Source organism: Cyclobacteriaceae bacterium (genome assembly GCA_013141055.1).
In the GTDB taxonomy this organism is placed as follows: domain Bacteria; phylum Bacteroidota; class Bacteroidia; order Cytophagales; family Cyclobacteriaceae; genus ELB16-189.
Window position 1 is genome coordinate 1,246,948 of the sequence record JABFRS010000002.1, and the last position, 19,907, is coordinate 1,266,854.

Genomic DNA, 19,907 nt, shown 5'->3' on the forward strand with positions numbered 1-19,907 from the left:
AAGGTGGCTGCTCCAATTCCACCCATGAACTTGAAAGCAGCCACCGGACCTTTACCCAAAATCTGAAGTAAAGCTAATCATCCAGAAATTGCGGGGAATCACCTTTTGTAAGGGATTTATCGTTTAGCACTTTGACTCTACTCAAAGGCAACGACCCCCCGCTTTAAATCAATTTTTCCTGAGCTGCTTTTGCGAGCGCCTGGGATTTGCTGTTCACCTGCAGCTTTGAATAGATATTCTTTATGTGAGTTTTTGAAGTCTCCTTTGAGATGAACAATTGCTCTGATATCTGTGTATACGTTTTCCCTTCAGAGATCAATGTCAATATTTCTGTTTCTCTCTTGGTGAGAGGAGAGTTTGGATTGATATGAAAATTGTCGATCACAAGACGGGCAATCTTGCTGCTCATCGGCGCACCACCTTTGGAGATTTCTTCCAATGCCGCCAATAGTTCAAGATGATTCGCACTCTTGGTAATGTAGCCGGTCGCTCCTGCCTTCATGGCTTCAAACACCATCTCATTGTCTTCATAAACTGTGACCATGATGATCTCGGAATTCGGACTTTTATCTTTAATGATCCTCGTTCCCTGAATACCATTCATTCCAGGCAGCTCAATATCCATCAGCACATAGTCAGGCTTATCCTGGTGGAGATGCTTGATTGCATCTTCACAGCTACCATACGCATTGACCACACCAAATTTTTGTGAGCTATTGACGATCAAAACAAAACTGTTGCGTATTTCCGCGTCGTCTTCAACGATCAATACGCGTTTTTTTGTGGTGGGGATCATATGATTTTATTTTTAAAGTTGAAAATTTTAATTCAATACGTGTGCCGGTTCCCTTTTCTGCTTTTCCTATTGTTAACGAAGCCTGAATTTTTTCGGCCCGAGAACGAATGTTTTTTATTCCATTGGACCTGATAGTTTCAGGATCAAATCCCTTTCCATCATCCTCCAGCACCATGCTGTAGCTATCCGTTAAGTTATACAAAGAAAACGATACATTGGAAGCACCGGAATGCTTAAAAACATTCGTCATCGCCTCCTTAAATATCAGGTTCGCTTCCCTGCTAAACCCATAAGGAAGCCTCACCTTATCCTTCAATTCGTAGTATGCCCTGAACTGAATTTCCTTTTCCTCAAATAACTTCTCTCCGAAATCGCGGATATGAAGGAACAACTTAGACAAATCATCATTCACGGGATCAATTGCCCAGATAAAATCACGCGTTCCGTTGTATAGATATTTTGCCGACTCCTCCACTTTGTGGTAGAGATCGGTGCCATTTGCGTTGCCGCTCAGTCGCATCAGGCTGACATAATTAATAATGCGGGTCAGCTGGTTGCCCATCTCATCATGAAAATCCCTTGCAATTTCCTTCCTCAAAGATTCCTGTTCCTGCTGCCGGATTCTCTCTATCTCTATAGCTTTCGAAACATTCTTTCTCAAACGCATCAGGGTGAAAAGTATAAACGAGCCCAACAGCAACGCCGATGTCAGCGTATAGAAGGTCATCGTCTTGTAAAAAGGCGCCTTGATGGTGAAAGCATATTCCAGTGGTGTATTATTCCAGCTTCCCGATTTGTCTGTCGCAAGAATGGTAAAAACATAACTGCCCGGAGGCAGATTGCTATACGTCACACGACCCAAGGCCGTCTCCTGCGACCATGTCTTATCAAAGTTCTTCAGGAAATACTTGTAACGTACAGAAGTCGGATAGCGCTTGTCAACTCTGTTGAAATGAAAAGTAATGTGATTCTTGTCTGACGGAAGAATCAGCCCTGAAGGAATTTTAAAGAATCCGTTCTGACTTTTTCCAAATTCGCGACTCGATGCTTCGCCATATTGAATCTCAACATCAGAAAGATGAACCGGATATGATTTAAACCACTGACCTTCTGATTCATTAAATTGATAAAGACCATCAATCAATCCGAAGTACTTCTCTTTGCCGGAAAGAAAGTATGCATTCTGATTGGTTTCAATTCCTGTAAGTCCATTGTTATATCCAAAATCCCGGCGCTCTACGATCTGCAGATTTCTGTCAAGAGTGATCCTTGTTATACCTTTTTCTGTCCCAACCCAGATCCTGTCCTCATCGTCCGATGTCACAAAAAATACAAAACCGGAAGAGAGACCTTCATGCGGACCGATCAACCTTTGAGTGTGATGCTGCGGATCAATCACCATGATCCCTGCTCCTCCCGACCCGGCCAGTAAAAGAGTATCCCGATAGTTGGCAAGAGAAAGAATATTCGTGTTCTCAAACTCCGGCAATGGAATGTTAGTTATTTTCTCATCCTTAAGAACATTGATGCCAAGATCTGTTCCAATGAACAAAGATTTGCGGGCAGGCATGTAGCAAAGCGCAAAGACATTAGTGCTTTGTAAACCTATTCGCGCACTGATGTCCTCGAATTTCTTACCATCATAAAAATTAAGGCCCCCACCCGTAGTACCGATAAATACATCGCCCTTTTCATTAAAATCTATTGCCGTGATGTAAGCACTGGATAATCCATGTTCACGCGTGAACCATGTAAACTCATTTTTCTCCTCAGAGTATTTTCCAAGACCGGAGAAAGATCCTACCCATAATTCACCGGAAGGACTTCGTTTGATCGCATGTACTCCATCATCATCTCCGTTGGGCAGAGGAAAAGCTCTTGCCTTTCCTTTTGAAAGATTCCACAGACCGCGTGCTCCAACCCAAAGAGAATTGTCTGCGTCTTTTTCAATAGCCATCACGTCACGAAAAAGATTGTTATCAACACGGTCAAAGTCTTTTGGATAATAGCGATACAATCCATTGCCGCCACTACCAAACCATGTGTTGCCCTCCGCATCCAGATGAACCTGCATGATCGGAACATTCTGAAGAACAGTATCAGTTTCTATTTTTCCATTCCTGCTATACTCTCTGAATAAGGTCCGTTCATTTCTGGTCCAGTAGACATCCTGAACCGTATCATAACATACGATATAACGATCCATTAACTTCTTTCGTCGCGACAACTCACCATTCTTTAAATCCAAAGCAAAGGATCCGCTATCAGTATCCACCCACACTTCCCTTGCATGGTTGAAAATGCTGTATGCTTTTGTAAAGATCTTTGAATGGGGATACTTCTTGTACCCTTCCAGCGTCGGAACCAGAAAGGAACGATCGTTCAGATAGTAGAGGATATTGTGATCCGGAGTGACATGCGTAAAATAAATGGTCTTTGAAGGAAGGATATTCTTTGACCAATAGTAAACAGAGTCATGATAGATCTTCCCGATCATTCCGGGAGTGGATACCATAAAGATGGTATCATTGAATTCTACGACGCGACGGATCCGCTTGAGCACCTCATTGGATCGTTCCGGTTGAAATTTCTTAAAGGTCTGTCCGTCAAACCGTGTCATTCCACGGGGATGAACAATCCAGATGTTCTGATGAGAGTCAATAAAAATAGACGTGACGATATTGCTGAGAAGACCGTCGAGGGTTGAATAAACTTTAAACTCCCTTCCATCAAACCGGGCAAGACCTCCACCGGAAGTTCCGATCCACAGATAGCCAAACTGATCTTCTATGATGGCGTTTACCTGCGATTGCGGAAGCCCGTCTACTGCAGTGTATTGCCTGAGAGTAAACTGCTGTGCGTATATTTCCTTCGCTGACGAAAGAAATATTAGAAAAAAAATGAGTACAGACAGTCTTTGCATCAACTTTCAAACTTCGTGATATAACACGTGAATTCTGTCACCCCAAGTTACGGTAAATTTCTTGTGACTATCTTTCAGATCAGGCATTATACTGACATAGCCCCCATTCAATGACGGAGGATGAGATCCGCAAAGAGCATGAGATTATCGAGCGGTCCAAGCGCGATCCCAGGGCTTTTGGCGAACTTTATGAAAAGTATTTCGACAGGATCTATTACTATATCCTTAGACAGGTAGCGGATGAAGACCTTGCAGGTGATCTAAGTTCACAGACATTCGTTAACGTGCTGAATCATTTACCGAAATATGAATTCAGAGGCCTTCCCTTTTCTGCATGGCTGTACAAAATCGCCGCCAATGAGATCAATAAATTCTACCGGAAAAATAAAGGGAAGAAAGTATACAGCCTGGAAGAACTAAAAGTACGCGAGCTCGTAGAACGCAGTGACGAAGATTGGGATGAAGAGATTATCCAGCGGCTATTAGCCTATATGAAAGACCTGCCGACAGAAATGCTGCAAGTTCTTGAATTGAGATTTTTCGAAGACAAGGATTTCAGGGAAATTGCTTTTATTCTGGATATGACAGAAAGTGGCGCAAAGATGCGCACGTATCGCGCTTTGGATAAATTGCGCACGAATTTTAACATTAAGTTGAAGTATCATGAGTAAGCACGAGATACGTCTTCGCCGGCAAAAACTTACGGCACGCGGCACAGACCGCTTCCGCAACTATGGTGCTATTCTTGAACGCCATGAACAGGAAAAACGCATGAAGAAAATCTTCCGGGCGTTTAGCTATTTCATATTGGCAGTGGCCGTCATCGTCCTCATTGTTATCGTTACCAGAATTGAAAGGAAGGCAACGAAAAATTCTAGTCCCGCCGCACACATAATCCCTACCCCCTCTTCAGATAAAATCGTGGGTTAAAATCGTGGGTTAATTTTGTAGATTGGTCTTTTAAAGAAAAATCTACCCTTTATGAAAGCACCCATCTTTCTTTTGACATTGATCTTTTTATCGACAACACTGCTGGCTCAAAAAACCAAGCAGGATGTTATCAAATCCATCGACTCAAAGTATGATCAGTATTCAGCTACCGCTAAAAAGATCTGGGACTTTGCAGAAGTAGGTTATCAGGAGGTACAGAGTTCTCTATTATTACAACAAGTATTAAAAGATGCAGGGTTTACCATACAGGCAAACATCGCCGGCATTCCCACCGCCTTCACCGCTTCCTATGGTTCCGGAAAACCGGTGATTGGAATTCTTGGAGAGTATGATGCACTACCCGGAATCTCACAGGATGCAGTCGCGGAACTAAAACCTATCCCGGGAAAAAACGCTGGTCATGCCTGCGGTCATCACTTATTCGGAACAGCTTCCGCTGCAGCAGCCATCGCCGTTAAAGACTGGATGATCGCCAACAAAAAAACAGGAACACTTCGCTTCTATGGAACACCTGCTGAAGAAGGTGGTTCAGGAAAAGTGTACATGGTCCGTGAAGGATTGTTCAGCGATGTTGCTGCTGTTATCAACTGGCACCCGGGTTCACAAAATGGTGTTGACTATGGCTCTTCACTGGCGAACAAAAATGGTAAAGTAAGATTCTATGGTGTCGCGTCACATGCTGCCGCCTCTCCTGAACGAGGACGCTCAGCACTCGATGGTGTTGAAGCCATGAATGACATGGTCAATATGCTTCGTGAACATGTACCGCAGGAGACACGCATTCATTATGTCATTACCCGTGGTGGAGAAGCTCCCAATGTTGTTCCCGCTTTCGCGGAAGCTTACTACTATGTAAGAAATCCCGATCGTGATAACGTAAAATCTATATGGGAACGGGTGGAGCTTGCGGCAAAAGGGGCGGCTATGGGAACCGGAACGCGTGTAGAAATAGAAATCACCGGAGGCGTGTATGATCTTCTTGGAAATGAAACACTATCCAAAACAATGCATGCCAACCTCCAGACAGTCGGAGGCTACACATTGTCAGAGTCTGAAAAACAATTCGCAACGAAGATCCAGGAAACATTCAAAGACCAGGCACTGCCACTGGAGTCTACTCAAACTATTCCTCCATTAAAAGCGAGAGATGAAGGTGGTTCGGGATCAACCGATGTTGGTGATGTATCATGGGTAGTTCCTACCGTAGGACTAAGTACTGCAACCTGGGTTCCCGGAACATCCGCTCACAGCTGGCAGGCTGTTGCCGCCGGCGGAACCAGCATTGGTTACAAAGGAATGATGGTAGCAGCCAAGACCATGGCGCTTACAGCAATGGATCTGTTTACCAATCAGGCACTCATCGATGAATCATGGAAAGAATTCAATAAGAAGCGCGGAGAAAATTTCAAGTATGAAGCATTGATCGGCAACAGGAAGCCTGCATTGGATTACAGGAAATAATATTCAGCAATTGAATCATCAGCAAACTATTTAAATGACTCCAGACGCCCCTTCCACACATCCGATAACGCGCTGGCTTCAGAACACAAATGGATTCTGGTTTACACTCTATGTGGCCTTCTCCGCATTTTGTCTTTACACCTGCATCTTCTCCTTGCGGAAAACATTCGGTGTGGCAACCTATGAAGGCATCGAAGTGGGAGGACATAGCTTCAAAGTATGGATGGTGATCTCACAGGCTATCGGCTACATGCTTTCAAAGTTTATAGGAATAAAAATCGTATCCGAACTTGGCGCTCATGCAAGGGCAAAAGGAATTCTTTTGATGGTGAGCATTGCCGGAATTGCCTGGCTGGGATTTGCATTAACGCCTACTCCCTACAACCTTATCTTTCTTTTCTGTAATGGTCTTCCACTCGGAATGGTCTGGGGAATTGTTTTCGGATATCTGGAAGGAAGAAAATCAACTGAGGTGCTGGGCGCCAGCTTATCAGTAAGCTTCATATTCTCTGCAGGCTTCGCTAAAACAATCGGTGGCTTTATCATCATCGATTGGGCGGTATCAGAATTCTGGATGCCATTCGTATCAACATGTCTCTTCTTCCCTCCCCTTGTTTTGTTTTTATGGATGCTGAATAAAATTCCTCCGCCTACTCCGGAAGACGAAGAACTGCGCACCAAACGAAGTCCGATGAGCGGACCCGAGCGGATAAAACTGGCACTGACATTTGCACCGGGGTTGATCTTATTAATATTATCCTATACAATGCTCACCGCCTATCGCGACTTCCGTGATAATTTTTCGGCAGAGATATGGGCATCACTGGGATATGGTGGTAAGCCCAGCATCTTCACATATACTGAATCTATCGTAGCCTTTATTGTCTTGATTGTCATCGGAAGCCTCATGATCATCAAGAACAACTTCAGGGCAATGATCATCAATCACCTGATCGTTATCACAGGAATGATCATGGTGGGAGTCAGCACCATTGCATTTGAAAATAAGCTGATCGAAGCACCAACGTGGATGGTGCTGGTGGGAATGGGTTTATACTTTGGATACATCCAGTTCAACAGCATCTTTTTTGATCGCATTATTGCAACCTTTAAATATGTCAGCACCATTGGATTTCTGATGTACCTCGCCGATTCTTTTGGATATGTAGGAAGCATCGGAGTCCTTCTTTTCAAAGAGTTTGGAAACACAAACCTCAGCTGGCTGGAGTTCTTCATCTCCGCCGGATATATCTTATCCATCGCCGGAACTATACTGATCTCAATATCCCTCGTCTATTTCATCTGGAAATTCAAAGGCTGGAATACCAAGACGCTTCAATAAACCAGCCTCTCCCAACTATTTTTTGATCTTCTCCGCGAACTGTGATTCAGCCTGACTCACGGCCACCATTGCGTTAGCATCATCCTTGAACTTCACTTTCAGCATTTCAAAAGCCTCCTGCCCCCGCGGATCGGCCAACGTTGTGATCAGCACGACGTTGGCAAAGATGTCATTGTAGTCATTATCAACCATCGACTTCCTGAATCTTTCAAAGATCATGGGATATGCATCCTTACCTTTTCCCAACGCGACTAACGTTTCAGCAGCAGCAATTGGATAATCCCAGATGGGCGTCGCAAGCCACCAACGGGGCGAATGGATATCAGATAATGCTTTCATAGCAAGGTCTGCTCCTCTTGGATCTTTCAATTCTTTCAACCCATTCAGCGCACTGATCATGCTCTGACTTTTCCAGGATGGTTTGTAGGCCATGCCCACCAGTGCATCATACGCCTTCGGACTTTGCGTCTTACCCAACGCAATAGCAGCAGCATTGATAACTCTTTCGCTTTCGTCATTAAGATAATTGATATACAAGTCGGCATAGCGCGCATCACGACTGTTCCCAAGAGATGTAAGCGCTGACGTCCTTAGCCATGACTTCTCACTTTTGATAACTGACAAGAGCATGCCGGATGTGGCGTCGTCCAAAGTAGTGAAAGGATCATTAGCCATTAGTCGTCGCAATTGCGCAAGGGTGTTAAATCTCAACCGCCAGTACGAGTTGCTTAATATTGTCTTTCGGAATGCTTCATAGATCTTCTGCTTGTCAGGAATAGTAGCATCTTTCTTTCCGGCAATTTTCACTAACTCTCCCATTGCCCAGTTTTTCCCAAGAATGTCTTTATCATTCAGCATCTGATAGATCAACTCATCCGTTGTCTTCTCAAATACAATCTCCTTGATCCAGGCACTTTCAAAGTCAACATGCACAAGCTTTGGTTGCTGAGATAATGGAAATGTAAAAGTGTTCTCCGCTTTTGGCTCAATCCATATCTTTTCAATCCTGTCATCGATCTCAATCTCCATACTACCCTTAAAAAACTCAACCTGAGGATACTCATCATTCCTATCCAGTTTCTGTTTTTGCTTCAGGACAATCGTCAGCAGCTTCTTCTTACTATCATACGACCGCGTGACTTCAAAAACAGGGTGTCCCATCCTGTAGATCCATTGATCAAAGAACCAATCCATCGATTCACCGGTTGATTTCTCAATCGCAATCTTAAAATCCTCCGTTGATACCTGCTTTCCGGCATTGGACTTTACGTAATACTGAATAGCTTTTTTCCAGTTCTCCTCTCCGAGCTGCTTGTGCAATGTTCTTAAAACAAGAGAACCTCGTGAGCCTGCATAGTTATCGGAGATAAAATCAGAGATGCTTGCAAAATGATCAGTAACAATGGGATGCCGGTATCCCGAATTCCAGTCACCCAGCGTCACACTGAGATCAAAAGGAAGATAGTTAAGCAGGTATTCTTCCTTTCCATTTTTATACTGATTGTAAAGTCCGTCGAAATAGTGACTGAAAGATCTGTTCAGCCAGAAGTGATTCCAGTCTTTAGGTGTGATCAGATTGCCGAACCACTGCGAGGCCAGTGACTGCGCCTCAATTCCATCCCACAGATAAAAGAAATCAGTATGCGTCTTAAAATCATCAATCATGTTATCTGATATGATGGATGAACCATTCTGCCCGACGAGCCCGGGAAAAGGAAAATCCTGAACCATTACCTGTGCATAATCAGGTGTTGGATAGTTTACACCTGTCTTCTCTGAAAAAAATCTTACCATATCCGGGAGACGAACAATCGTTGCCTCCACGGCTTCTTTTTCATCAGGATAACCATAGGTGTGAAGTTTTACTCCCTCATAATTCTGAATGACATCGATATACTCACCAACAACAAAAGAGGTAAGATAATTTGGATAAGGCCGATCTGCTTTCCAGGTAAAAGTTCCGGTATCATCAGAATTCTCTTTTGATGTTAAAAGACTTCCATTGGAGATGACCATCAGCTTTTTATCAACGGTCGCTGTGAATTCCGTTGTGCGAAGGTCATCCAATCCATCATATCCGGGAAACCAGTACCGGTTTGACAAGGGCTCTCCCATTGACCATATCTGGCGCCGCTTGATGGGAGTTGTGGATGTTGGTTCAAAAAAACGAATACCCTTTCCTAAACTTCCCCAGATATTGTTAGGGTCTGCCTTATTCTCGTGAAGGGTCTGATAATCAATCTTCAATGTCAGTTCCTCACCGGTTTTATAAAATCTGTCCAGCATAATTTCCAGTCCATCATCCATATCACCGCCGGCATAATTGAACTTCAAAGGAGTTCCGTTTGCTAAAACAATCGAATAGATCTTCAGCATCCCTGCGTCCAGTAAAATTTTGCTGGCAAGATTCAAAGGCGACAAGATAATCGTCGCTGTACCTCTTGCCTGTTTCGCATGAAAATCAAAACGCAGGTCCAATGCAATGTGCTTTACATCGATGTTCCTTTGACGGGAAAGCTGTTTGGCAGGAAGTTTCTTAATGCTATCAGATTGCTGATAGAAGGCTTCTGCCTGAAATGAGGCACAGCAAGCCACTAGAAACGTTATTAGACGTATCATAAAATCGTGTTTAATATGGGATCAGATTATATTCTTGACAGGATCATCTTCCAGTTGAATTCCCAGGTCGCGCCTTCATCATCGGAAAAAGCCTGGGACCAGACAGGATGTTCAGGATCAGTGGCATCCCATTGATAGAGCATGATGATCGGTTTGCCGTTGAAAGAATCCCGGGTATAAAATTTACCAATGCCATTTTCAAAGGAACCGGTAACAGGATGTTCATCCATTTTAGCATTGTTGGAATCCATCCAGTAGATCATCCACAACTTTGTCTGGGGATTAAACAACCTTACGGCCTGACCTTCGAAAGGCTTTCCATTAAGTGTTGCATAATAGTTTTCAAAGTTGCCCAGACCTGCCAGCGTCTTACGCATATGCAACTCAGAATCAAACTCAACCCATTCCGTTTCATTGCTGAGTATTTTCTTCAACCTGCTGTTCTTCACACTCCACTTACCCACCAGGAAATCAAAATCATTCTCTGAAGAAGTTGAAGACGGGTTGATGACAAGGGCTTTCTCTTTTGTGGTTTCCATTGAACTTGCTTTTTTATCATCCTTACATCCCGGACAAAGGATCAATAAAGATGCTAATGTTAAAATTAATCGGCTCATAATTCTATTGTGGAACGGTTTTCAATAAACGGATCACCTGACGTGCACTCTTCAATCCACAGAGGGTTGCCATTTGCTTCCTGGTAACATCAGGATTGGCCATCATCTTCAGCAGGTATTCCTTCCTTACCAATGACATGTAAGCATTGACCGTAACGCCCGTTTCTTTCTTGAATATCCGTGTGAAGTTGCGGGGGCTCATGCAGGCAACTTCTGCAAGTCTGACAAGCGATAACCTTTTGTGAATATTCTCCTGGAGGAAATCCTGAACTTTATGAATACCGGAATGAATGTGATTTCTGTAATTCATAAAAACAGTATGCTGCGATTCACTCCCCTGCCGTCTCATATAAACGACCAGCTCACGCGCTACTTTGAATGAGAAAAAATCATCTTTCAGTCTTCCCGTGATGTGCAATGCCATATCAATGCCCGCGGTTACTCCCGCGCTGGTAAAAACACGTTCGTCTTCAGTGAAAAGAATGTCCTCCACTACTTTAACTTTTGGGAACTTCCTTTCAAGTTGAGTGGTACGTTTCCAGTGAGTAGTGCATCTCTTACCATCGAGGAGTCCTAGCCTCGCAAGAAAAAATGCACCGGTACATATAGAACAAAGATGAGCTCCGCGATCATATCCTTCTGTCAGCCACTTCTTCATCTCCTTTTCAAATGGGATAACCGGGGAGATCAAAAATCCAACTTCAGCACCGGGGATAATGACATAGTCACCTTTGCTGATCTTTATACTGCTGAACATTTTCAGCTTGGCGATCCCGACGTGTGAAGAAGTTGAAAGAGACGGATCATAGGAGCAATAGTGAATCGTGATGGGCGCTCCCATTCCCATCGCTTCAAAGAACACCTGATCAGGGCCGGCCAGATCAAGAAGGTGAACATGAGGGAGAACAAGAAAAATGATCTTTGTTTTTTCCATAGGCAACTCAGTGCAACAAATCTATTGAAAGCAGCAGGATGACCACAGACATATAAGTGACATTTTGGGCCAGGGCGGATTTAGTCACCTGGGAGGCGTCGTGAAATATAAATTCACGTTAGTGAAGGGATAAAAAAACCGGCTTTATGACCGGTTGATAGGATCTGATGAGTGACTAATACATCATCTGCATGAGGATGCAGATGTGTGGCGTAAAACGATCTCTTAAATGATTAGAATCCGTTTACAGAAATTCCAATGGTAACCGAATTCATAGATGTCTGAATCGGGCCCTTATTATCCTGGAACATCGGCGACATATTCACATAGCTGAAAATACCAAAGCCGCCAACACCGATGCGGCCATACAATCCGTAGCGAAGTGTATTCATACCGTGGTTCTGCTTGTTCTTGATGCTCTTGTCTTCACCACCTTCACTAAAATCGATCTTGGTAAAAGAGTCATAAAGGATTCCGAATCGTGCACCAAAGGCAAGGTTGATACTTCTTGCGATATCCTCAGGAGCCGTATCATAACGAAGCTCCAGCGGCATTTCAATATAATTGTTGATCAGCTGTGAACGGTTGATCGTAACGCCTGGATAAAGACTATTGGCAGGAACCAGTGCATAGGTTCCAGCATACACTCCATCAGGTACTGGAGAGTTGGTCAGTGTGTAGTTGTTCGTAAACTTCCATCGCTCAAGACTCAATCCGATTCCCGGAGTAAAGCTGAATCTTGACTTAAGAATTCTGATCTGGTATTGATAATAAATATTGAGTGTTCTGGAGCCCCAGAATCCTTTTTGAAAGTCAGGAGGAACGACGCCATTTTTAAAATTGAGACCTAACTCAACGACAATTGATCCCGGAATATCAGGTCTTGAGGTTTTTTTCTTAGTAGTTGGGACAGAGACTGCCTTTGCCTGAATTGAATCCTGCTGCTGAGAATACCCTGCTACACTCGCCAAAACGAACACCAGCAACATGACCGATCGAACTACCATAGATATTTTGAATTTTAAAGCCCCAAAAATAGGCTTTTTGAGCGAGGGGCAAAACCGTCTTTTTTGTGAAATAGATTAATGTTCTAAATTTGCGGACTTGTTTTTAAGGAAAACAAAAACGGGCCTGTAGCTTAACTGAATAAAGCATCTGACTACGGATCAGAAGACTCGGGGTTTGAATCCCTGCAGGCTCACTACTAATGAGGCAATTACGTATTAAACGTGGCTGCCTCATTTTTTATTTCAGGAAGCATGCTTTTAGTGCATCAATTCTGCCTTCAGCGTTAAGTTACTTCCGCCAAATCCTGCGTATTCAGCTTTAAGAAGTTTCAAATCCAACTGATTATGAAGATCCTTACCCTCCTTCTGATTTTGGTTGCTCCTTTCTGCCAATCCCAAAGCGCAAAAACCTTTGACCCGAATATCATATTAATAAATGTCGGCGATCTCGACCGTGTGGGAATTGCCAAACAACTGGGGATGATCAACAAGCTCAATCCAAAAGTCGTCGCCCTCGATCTGATATTTCAGGAAAGTCATGGAGATAATAAAGACAAGCTTCTTATTAAAGAGCTCTCAGGCTGCAAGAACCTGGTCATGGCAACATTAATTAAAAGCGTGGCCGCCGGCAGTGAAAAGAAATACATGGTTTCAGGGAATCATGCTGCCTTTCTACCTCCACGCTCAACCACCGGATTTACAAACCTGATCCTGGAAAAAGATGAAAGCCAGATAAAGTTTGCTGCTTGGCGAAAGGTAAATGAAAGACCACAAAAGGATACTGAATATCATTTCTCCATTCAGACTGCTATGGCCTTTGACAGCTCAAAGACATCAGAATTCTTAAGCAAAAATCTACAAACAATCGACATTGATTATTCCTACGATCTGAAAACAGTTAAGAGATACTCTGTTGAAGATGTATTGACAGGAAAGATCAATTCAAATGATGTGGAAGGAAAAATTGTTTTGCTTGGCTTCCTCGGTCCCGGTGATGAGGATAAAACAAAAATAATCTATAACAACGAAGTGAGGAGTTTGTACGAAATGGAAATACTCGCTACGATTCTGTCACAGGTATTGAATGCCCGGTGATTACTTTTTTCCTTGAATCAATGTTTTTGCCAATTCCATTTCTAAATCCTTGCCTTCCAGGATGTCCTTGATAGTATATTTAGGGGTGTGGGTCGGTAAAACACCACGACCTATCGGGTGCTTTTGATACATGTGTCCAATTTGAATGTTTGGAGAAATCCGAATCATTATTTTGCTATTCGGCAATTGAATAACGATGTTGTCACCACCGGTAGGTCCCTCATACGCCCCTCCCGTTTCCTCTCCAATGAAAACCGCGTCCGTAGTCTTTTTTAAATCAGAGGCCAGGTCGGCAGCACTCGAAAAAGAAATACCATTTATTAATACATACAATTTGCCGGTGAAAACATTCTCCTTTGGAGTTTTCAATATAAGATTATCGCTGTAGTCGTAGTTGTTGATCCAGAGATTATCATTGATTCTTCTCATATATTCATCATCGTTGTTGTATAACAATTTCGATGTATCCTTTTCAAGAATAACCTGTTTCAATGGTCGGAAATCTAAATGACTTAAATAGATATTCTGATAAAGTTTAAATGGTTTATTGTATAAATATGAAATCAATTCTATCTGTTGGCGTTCATCACCGCCTTCATTATTTCTGAGATCGATAATCAGATTCTTTATACCTCCGCTCCTGATTTTGGAAAAGGCCGAACTCAATAATGAGTCAAAATTTGGATCAATTGTCTTATCGTAAAATGAACGAGAAAGCGTCAGGATCGCATAGTCATTTTGCTTATCAATTTTAAATTTCGGAGAAGGCTCTTTAAACCAGGCTTGTTCGTCAATACTATATTTCCTCGCTAATAATTTTTGTCTCTCGGAAATTGATATACCTTTTACGGTGACGGTTTTTCTTTTCTGAGTGCCATATTCCAGGTAGTCGATTTTAAAAGAATCACTTCTGTCAACGTAGAGATGGTAATACAGGTCAAAGCCATGGAAAGGATAAAAGAAATACCTCTCCATCAATCTTAGCTTTCTGGTCCTGATGTATCCATCTGAAGCTATTCCAGGTATGATAGCATCAAATATCTCTTTGTCATTTTTTCCATTAATAGCCAATATTTGCGAGCCACCAGGAATCGACGAGTTACTGCAATCGTTTAGGATGTAAATTTTGTCTTCCAATATCTTGATATGAAAAGGCAATACCCTTTTCTCCAAAACGTCCTTTGCTAATTGCCCTTGAGGAATCGTGTAAAGGTGTCCGCAACGGACTGTTGCATTTGCCTTACTTACAAGAGCAAGAAAATCAAGCCCGGATATTTCGTTACTAATTCTTCTATTGATGCTATCAAATCGTGCATCCACTGTTCTCTTATCGTCATACTTATACAATCTCGGATGCACATATTCCAACGCAAACCGTAACCATCTGAAATCTTCAATTGCCTGCTCCTTTGTCAACGTTAGTGACTGTCCCTGAACGTTGTCCGCCACGAATACCAATGGCAAAATATTCAAAACAAAAAAAATACTTTTCTTGATTGTCATACTAGAATGAACTTTGAGAGGATTGATTAAAGCAAGTGGAAATAACCCGATTTAGAGAACGACTCTCTCACTTTCCAACAAACCCAGGCTTCCTCTTCTCAAGAAACGCCTTGACTCCTTCTTTATGATCTTCCGATCCTCCCGCAATCTCCTGACTGTATGCCTCGTATTCCAGCATCTCATCCAGGGAAGAGGTCGTTGACTTATTCAACATCTTCTTAATAATGCCGATCGCTTTCGTCGGCGCTTTCGCGAAATAATCTGTGTACTCTTTTACCGCCGCATCCAGTTGTGCCGCCGGAACAACCTTATTAACCAATCCAAGCTGCAGGGCTTCCGCCGCTTTAACCTTGCTTCCCATCGCACACAACTCAAACGCCTTGGCCATGCCTACCAGTCGCGGGAGAAAATAAGACGACCCTGAATCCGGCACCAAACCAATATTCACAAACACTTCAATAAGCGTTGCATCCTCTGAAGCTATGATCATATCACACGCCAGCGCCAGCGAACATCCTGCTCCTGCTGCCACTCCATTCAATCTGCAAAGTATCGGCTTCGGCAATCCCCGCATCGCACGAACGATCGGATTATATCTCTTGTGAAGTGAATCCAGAAAAGATCGCTTCTTACCTGTCGGCTCCGCTTTCAGATCCTGCCCAGAACAAAATGCTTTCCCCTCACCCGTCAATACCACCACTCTCACCGCATCATCTTTGGCAACCGCCTTCAACGCATCCTGAAATTCAAAAGTGATCTCATCATTCAACGCATTGTAAAACTCAGGACGGTTTAATGTGATGGTAGCAACACCCTCTGCTACTTCATATTTCAGAAATTGAAATGCCATAAAATATCAGCTTTAAAATTTTACTTAAAAAAGAAAGATCATTCCGAAGAAGCCGATCGAAAATCCCGTCACCGCTCCATACATTACTTCCCGTGGCGTGTGTGCATTGAGGTACAACCTTGAAGACATAACAGTACCCGCCACCAGCAGCACACCAATCGTTGGCCAGAGCATCGATCCATTCTCAACGGCCTTATTCAGCGGTACCATAATACCCAGTGCTCCGCATACCGCCAGACTATGAATGCTGATCTTCTGAAATAACGTAGCAACCGTAGCCACAAGCACCATCGCAGCCACCAGCACCATCACTTTATTAAAATGAATATTCATCTTCACTTTATAAAAGAACATGATGGTAACAACAATATAAATGATCGTAATAAGCGTGAAGGGAAGTAATCTTTCCTCGCGCGTCGGCATCTGAAGGGAGGGCAAGGTTCCAAATGCCTTGAACATCATAAGATTGGCAACCGGCAGTATGAATGTCATGGCAAAAACAAATCCTGCAAAAGGAAGCAATGCCGCCGTTGGCAACGCTATGAATCTTGGAATGGTATATCCCAGAATCAATACGAGATACGTCGAAAATAAAAGCGGATGGAAAATATAGGAAACGATCTTCGCTACGGTTTGCATTTCTATTACATCTCGGATTATAATTCTTTCCTTAACCGGGCAACCGGGATATTCAGCTGCTCGCGATATTTCGCCACTGTCCTTCGGGCGATGTTATAACCCTTCTGATTCAGGATCTCTTCGATCTTTTCATCAGAGAATGGCTTGTTCTTATCTTCTGTTTCAATGAGTTCCTTGATGATCTGTTTCACCTCACGGCTACTCACCTCTTCTCCCGAATCAGTAGAGATACCCTCTGAGAAAAAATACTTAAGAGGTAGTATTCCAAAGTCCGTCTGAATGGCCTTGCTGCTCGCCACACGACTCACCGTTGAAATATCCATGTTGATCCTCTCAGCAATATCTTTCAGGATCATCGGACGAAGTTTCGTCTCATCTCCCTCCAGGAAATAATCGTATTGAAAATCAATGATCGCCTGCATCGTTCTCATCAGCGTATGCTGACGCTGCTTGATCGCATCGATAAACCATTTTGCGGAATCAAGCTTCTGCTTAACGAACGTCACAGCCTCCTTCAGCTTCTTATCTTTCTTGTCGCTCTTGTCATATGCCTTGAACATATCCGTGTACGAGCGACTGATCCTCAGTTCCGGTGCATTGCGTGAATTCAGTGCAAGATCCAGCTTGCCATTCGTATTCGTAAGAATGAAATCAGGGATGACATACTGATTCTTGACCAGACTGTTGGTCATCTCACCACCCGGCTTCGGATTTAACTTTATAATGAGATCAATGGCATCCTTAATATAATCTTCATCATCCAGATCAAGCTTCTTGAGGATCTTCGGATAATGTTTCTTGGTAAACTCTTCGTAGCACTCTTTAATAATGCGCTTGGCAACGATCACATCTACATCCTGACCGTCATCCATTCGTTCAAGCTGAAGCAACAGACATTCCTGCAGGTTGCGCGCAGCGATACCCGGAGGATCAAAAGCCTGGATCTTTTTTAATACCTGCTCAACTTCTTCAATGCTGGTCTCAATGTTCTGTGAAAAGGCAAGGTCATTAACGATCGCATCAAGATCACGACGGATGTAACCATCACTTTCAATGCTTCCTACGAGTTGTTTTCCAATTGCATAATGGCGGTCATCGAGACCGAGGAATCCAAGCTGGGTAGAAAGATTTTCATGCAGGGAAGATGACATCGGGATCGGGAGCTCGCGTTCCTCATCCTCTTCTCCATCGCTCTGTGACTTATAACCGCCGTAGTCATCATCCTGGAGATAATCCTTGATGTCTACTTCACCTTCTTTCTGTGGATCTTCTGATTCGGAGGTTGGCGCTTCTGCCTGTTCACTGTCATCACCGGAATTGTCTTCAGTATTATTTTCGGGTTCATCGGAAGCACCTTCTTCAAGGGCCGGATTGATCTCCATCTCCTCTTCTATGCGGTTTTCAAGTTCGGCCGTAGGCACCTGCAGCAGCTTGATAAATTGTATCTGCTGGGGTGAAAGCTTTTGCTGAAGATTCTGACTAAGTCCTAGGCGCTGCATTGATCGGGTTCTGAATCGTCAAAACTACCATTTCAAAGATGGAGTTAAAAGCGTGTCGATCTTTAATTGCAAATTTTAAGCCAATGAACAATTATTACTGTTCCATCCAATCATTAAAGGTATATCAGAGTGGATATGAGGGAAATGCATTTTGCTTTCCCCTCCAAAATGGCGTTTTTTGCAACCCTATTTCTAAATACTATGAAGCGCACGAAGATCAAGGAACTTCTTTCTACCTCACCCTCCAGCCAAACCGTTTTAGTCCAGGGTTGGGTACGTACTTTTCGCAACAATCAGTTCATTGCCATTAATGATGGTTCTACCATTAATAATATACAAGCTGTCGTCACACTGAATTCAGAACCCGAAGCAACTCTTAAAAGAATTACGACAGGAGCCTGCGTTTCCGTTACCGGAGAATTGATCGCATCTCAGGGAAAAGGTCAGAGCGTTGAAGTCAAAGTGCAGTCACTCGAAATACTCGGCGACAGCGATGCAGAAAAGTTTCCGCTTCAACCGAAGAAACATTCGATGGAATTCCTTCGGGAGATCGCTCACCTCCGCCCCCGGACCAATACTTTCGGTGCGGTCATGCGCGTGCGTCATGCAATGGCTTTCGCTGTTCATAATTTCTTCAATGAAAGAGGTTTCTTTTATGTGCATACTCCCGTCATAACAGGATCTGATGCAGAAGGCGCCGGAGCTATGTTTAAAGTAACAACGCTGGACCTTACCAAACCTCCACTGGATGAATCAGGACACATCAATCATAAAGAAGATTTCTTCGGACGGGAAACCAATCTGACCGTATCGGGTCAGCTGGAAGGTGAGACCTATGCGATGGCATTGTCCGAGATCTATACTTTCGGACCAACCTTCCGCGCTGAGAACTCCAACACTACGCGTCACCTTGCTGAATTCTGGATGATCGAACCGGAGATGGCATTCTATGACATCAACGATAACATGCAACTGGCTCAGGATCTTTTGCAATATCTCGTGCGCTATGCACTGGACAACTGTAAGGATGATCTTGAATTTCTGGATAAGCGTGCTGCAGAAGAAGAAGCCGCAAAGCCTCAGGAGCAAAGAAGCGAACTTGGCTTGATCGACAGACTGAAGTTTGTTGTTCAAAATGATTTCCAGAGACTTACGTATACAGAAGCCATTGATATTCTTAAGAACTCCAATCCAAACAAGAAGAAGAAATTCCAGTATCTTATTGAGGAGTGGGGTGTAGATCTTCAAAGCGAGCACGAACGCTTTCTGGTGGAGAAGCACTTTAAGAAACCGGTTATTCTTTACAACTATCCGGCTGGCATCAAATCATTCTACATGCGCCAGAATGAAGATGGAAAAACTGTTGCCGCTATGGATGTTTTATTTCCGGGTATTGGTGAGATCATTGGTGGATCACAACGTGAAGAGCGTTATGACAATTTACTGAAACGTGTTCATGAATTGAATCTTCCTGAGAAAGACCTGTGGTGGTATCTTGAGTTAAGAAAGTTCGGCTCTGCTCCTCACAGCGGTTTCGGTTTGGGATTTGAAAGATTGATCCTGTTCGTCAGTGGAATGACGAATATCAGGGATGTGATTCCGTTCCCGAGATTCCCTGGAAATGCTGAGTTTTAATGGTCATGACGCTTCCTCATTTTTAATTCTTAATTT

The 19,907-nt window shown here is 43.3% G+C and carries 16 protein-coding genes and 1 tRNA gene; 7 read left to right on the plus strand and 10 right to left on the minus strand.

Annotation, left to right across the window (positions count from 1 at the left end; translation table 11 throughout):
* Positions 1-163 precede the first annotated feature (163 nt).
* A complete protein-coding gene (locus HOP08_20175) occupies positions 164-796 on the minus strand; it encodes a response regulator transcription factor (protein ID NOT77248.1) in 633 nt (210 codons plus the stop codon).
* Entirely contained in the window at positions 759-3,719 is a 2,961-nt protein-coding gene (locus HOP08_20180) for a hypothetical protein (GenBank protein ID NOT77249.1), read from the minus strand. Before HOP08_20180 ends, HOP08_20175 begins: the two co-directional genes overlap by 38 nt.
* A gap of 110 nt (positions 3,720-3,829) precedes the next feature.
* Here HOP08_20180 and HOP08_20185 point away from each other — a divergent pair, with 110 nt between their 5' ends.
* From HOP08_20185 to HOP08_20200, 4 genes are read left to right on the plus strand one after another with little or no spacing between them, the layout of a single operon-like run.
* Positions 3,830-4,390: a sigma-70 family RNA polymerase sigma factor gene (locus HOP08_20185; protein NOT77250.1), complete on the plus strand. Its 561-nt coding sequence runs from the start codon at positions 3,830-3,832 to the stop codon at positions 4,388-4,390.
* The gene (locus HOP08_20190; protein ID NOT77251.1) at positions 4,383-4,649 is read left to right on the plus strand and encodes a hypothetical protein; all 267 of its coding nucleotides are present in this window, start codon (positions 4,383-4,385) and stop codon (positions 4,647-4,649) included. Before HOP08_20185 ends, HOP08_20190 begins: the two co-directional genes overlap by 8 nt.
* Before the next feature lie 51 nt (positions 4,650-4,700).
* The gene (locus HOP08_20195; GenBank protein ID NOT77252.1) at positions 4,701-6,131 is read left to right on the plus strand and encodes an amidohydrolase; all 1,431 of its coding nucleotides are present in this window, start codon (positions 4,701-4,703) and stop codon (positions 6,129-6,131) included.
* 34 nt (positions 6,132-6,165) lie between these two features.
* Positions 6,166-7,473, plus strand: a complete 1,308-nt coding sequence (locus tag HOP08_20200) for a hypothetical protein (GenBank protein NOT77253.1) — start codon at positions 6,166-6,168, stop codon at positions 7,471-7,473.
* 15 nt (positions 7,474-7,488) lie between these two features.
* On the opposite strand, the gene HOP08_20205 is transcribed toward HOP08_20200, so the two are convergent.
* The 4 genes from HOP08_20205 to HOP08_20220 form a co-directional block, all read right to left on the minus strand.
* On the minus strand, positions 7,489-10,092 hold the full coding sequence (locus HOP08_20205; protein NOT77254.1) for a hypothetical protein: 2,604 nt from the start codon (positions 10,090-10,092) through the stop codon (positions 7,489-7,491).
* Between the two features lie 26 nt (positions 10,093-10,118).
* On the minus strand, positions 10,119-10,469 hold the full coding sequence (locus tag HOP08_20210; protein ID NOT77255.1) for a hypothetical protein: 351 nt from the start codon (positions 10,467-10,469) through the stop codon (positions 10,119-10,121).
* A gap of 244 nt (positions 10,470-10,713) precedes the next feature.
* A complete protein-coding gene (locus tag HOP08_20215) occupies positions 10,714-11,643 on the minus strand; it encodes an AraC family transcriptional regulator (protein NOT77256.1) in 930 nt (309 codons plus the stop codon).
* Positions 11,644-11,876: 233 nt separating this feature from the next.
* On the minus strand, positions 11,877-12,650 hold the full coding sequence (locus tag HOP08_20220; GenBank protein ID NOT77257.1) for an outer membrane beta-barrel protein: 774 nt from the start codon (positions 12,648-12,650) through the stop codon (positions 11,877-11,879).
* A gap of 120 nt (positions 12,651-12,770) precedes the next feature.
* Between HOP08_20220 and HOP08_20225 the strand changes: the two genes are divergently transcribed.
* Positions 12,771-12,844: transfer RNA gene (locus HOP08_20225), tRNA-Arg, on the plus strand.
* 151 nt (positions 12,845-12,995) lie between these two features.
* Complete coding sequence (locus HOP08_20230; GenBank protein ID NOT77258.1) at positions 12,996-13,745, plus strand: CHASE2 domain-containing protein; 750 nt, start codon at positions 12,996-12,998, stop codon at positions 13,743-13,745.
* Here HOP08_20230 and HOP08_20235 read toward each other — a convergent pair whose 3' ends face one another.
* The 4 genes from HOP08_20235 to rpoN all read right to left on the minus strand — a co-directional run bounded on the left by HOP08_20235 (position 13,746) and on the right by rpoN (position 18,236).
* Positions 13,746-15,248, minus strand: coding sequence for a hypothetical protein (locus HOP08_20235; protein NOT77259.1), 1,503 nt, complete (start codon positions 15,246-15,248; stop codon positions 13,746-13,748). It abuts the gene before it with no gap.
* 67 nt (positions 15,249-15,315) lie between these two features.
* Positions 15,316-16,098, minus strand: a complete 783-nt coding sequence (locus HOP08_20240; protein ID NOT77260.1) for a 2-(1,2-epoxy-1,2-dihydrophenyl)acetyl-CoA isomerase — start codon at positions 16,096-16,098, stop codon at positions 15,316-15,318.
* A gap of 24 nt (positions 16,099-16,122) precedes the next feature.
* Positions 16,123-16,737: a hypothetical protein gene (locus tag HOP08_20245; GenBank protein NOT77261.1), complete on the minus strand. Its 615-nt coding sequence runs from the start codon at positions 16,735-16,737 to the stop codon at positions 16,123-16,125.
* A 17-nt stretch (positions 16,738-16,754) separates the two neighbouring features.
* Positions 16,755-18,236, minus strand: coding sequence for an RNA polymerase factor sigma-54 (gene rpoN / locus HOP08_20250; protein ID NOT77262.1), 1,482 nt, complete (start codon positions 18,234-18,236; stop codon positions 16,755-16,757).
* Positions 18,237-18,437: 201 nt separating this feature from the next.
* Between rpoN and asnS the strand changes: the two genes are divergently transcribed.
* Positions 18,438-19,871, plus strand: a complete 1,434-nt coding sequence (asnS, locus tag HOP08_20255) for an asparagine--tRNA ligase (GenBank protein NOT77263.1) — start codon at positions 18,438-18,440, stop codon at positions 19,869-19,871.
* Positions 19,872-19,907 lie beyond the last annotated feature (36 nt).

Bases quoted from the DNA above. Each gene is read 5' to 3' on its own strand.
- HOP08_20175 (NOT77248.1), bottom strand. From the start codon at position 796: ATGATCCCCACCACAAAAAAACGCGTATTGATCGTTGAAGACGACGCG.
- HOP08_20180 (NOT77249.1), bottom strand. From the start codon at position 3,719: ATGCAAAGACTGTCTGTACTCATTTTTTTTCTAATATTTCTTTCGTCA.
- HOP08_20185 (NOT77250.1), top strand. From the start codon at position 3,830: ATGACGGAGGATGAGATCCGCAAAGAGCATGAGATTATCGAGCGGTCC.
- HOP08_20190 (NOT77251.1), top strand. From the start codon at position 4,383: ATGAGTAAGCACGAGATACGTCTTCGCCGGCAAAAACTTACGGCACGC.
- HOP08_20195 (NOT77252.1), top strand. From the start codon at position 4,701: ATGAAAGCACCCATCTTTCTTTTGACATTGATCTTTTTATCGACAACA.
- HOP08_20200 (NOT77253.1), top strand. From the start codon at position 6,166: ATGACTCCAGACGCCCCTTCCACACATCCGATAACGCGCTGGCTTCAG.
- HOP08_20205 (NOT77254.1), bottom strand. From the start codon at position 10,092: ATGATACGTCTAATAACGTTTCTAGTGGCTTGCTGTGCCTCATTTCAG.
- HOP08_20210 (NOT77255.1), bottom strand. From the start codon at position 10,469: ATGCGTAAGACGCTGGCAGGTCTGGGCAACTTTGAAAACTATTATGCA.
- HOP08_20215 (NOT77256.1), bottom strand. From the start codon at position 11,643: ATGGAAAAAACAAAGATCATTTTTCTTGTTCTCCCTCATGTTCACCTT.
- HOP08_20220 (NOT77257.1), bottom strand. From the start codon at position 12,650: ATGGTAGTTCGATCGGTCATGTTGCTGGTGTTCGTTTTGGCGAGTGTA.
- HOP08_20230 (NOT77258.1), top strand. From the start codon at position 12,996: ATGAAGATCCTTACCCTCCTTCTGATTTTGGTTGCTCCTTTCTGCCAA.
- HOP08_20235 (NOT77259.1), bottom strand. From the start codon at position 15,248: ATGACAATCAAGAAAAGTATTTTTTTTGTTTTGAATATTTTGCCATTG.
- HOP08_20240 (NOT77260.1), bottom strand. From the start codon at position 16,098: ATGGCATTTCAATTTCTGAAATATGAAGTAGCAGAGGGTGTTGCTACC.
- HOP08_20245 (NOT77261.1), bottom strand. From the start codon at position 16,737: ATGCAAACCGTAGCGAAGATCGTTTCCTATATTTTCCATCCGCTTTTA.
- rpoN (NOT77262.1), bottom strand. From the start codon at position 18,236: ATGCAGCGCCTAGGACTTAGTCAGAATCTTCAGCAAAAGCTTTCACCC.
- asnS (NOT77263.1), top strand. From the start codon at position 18,438: ATGAAGCGCACGAAGATCAAGGAACTTCTTTCTACCTCACCCTCCAGC.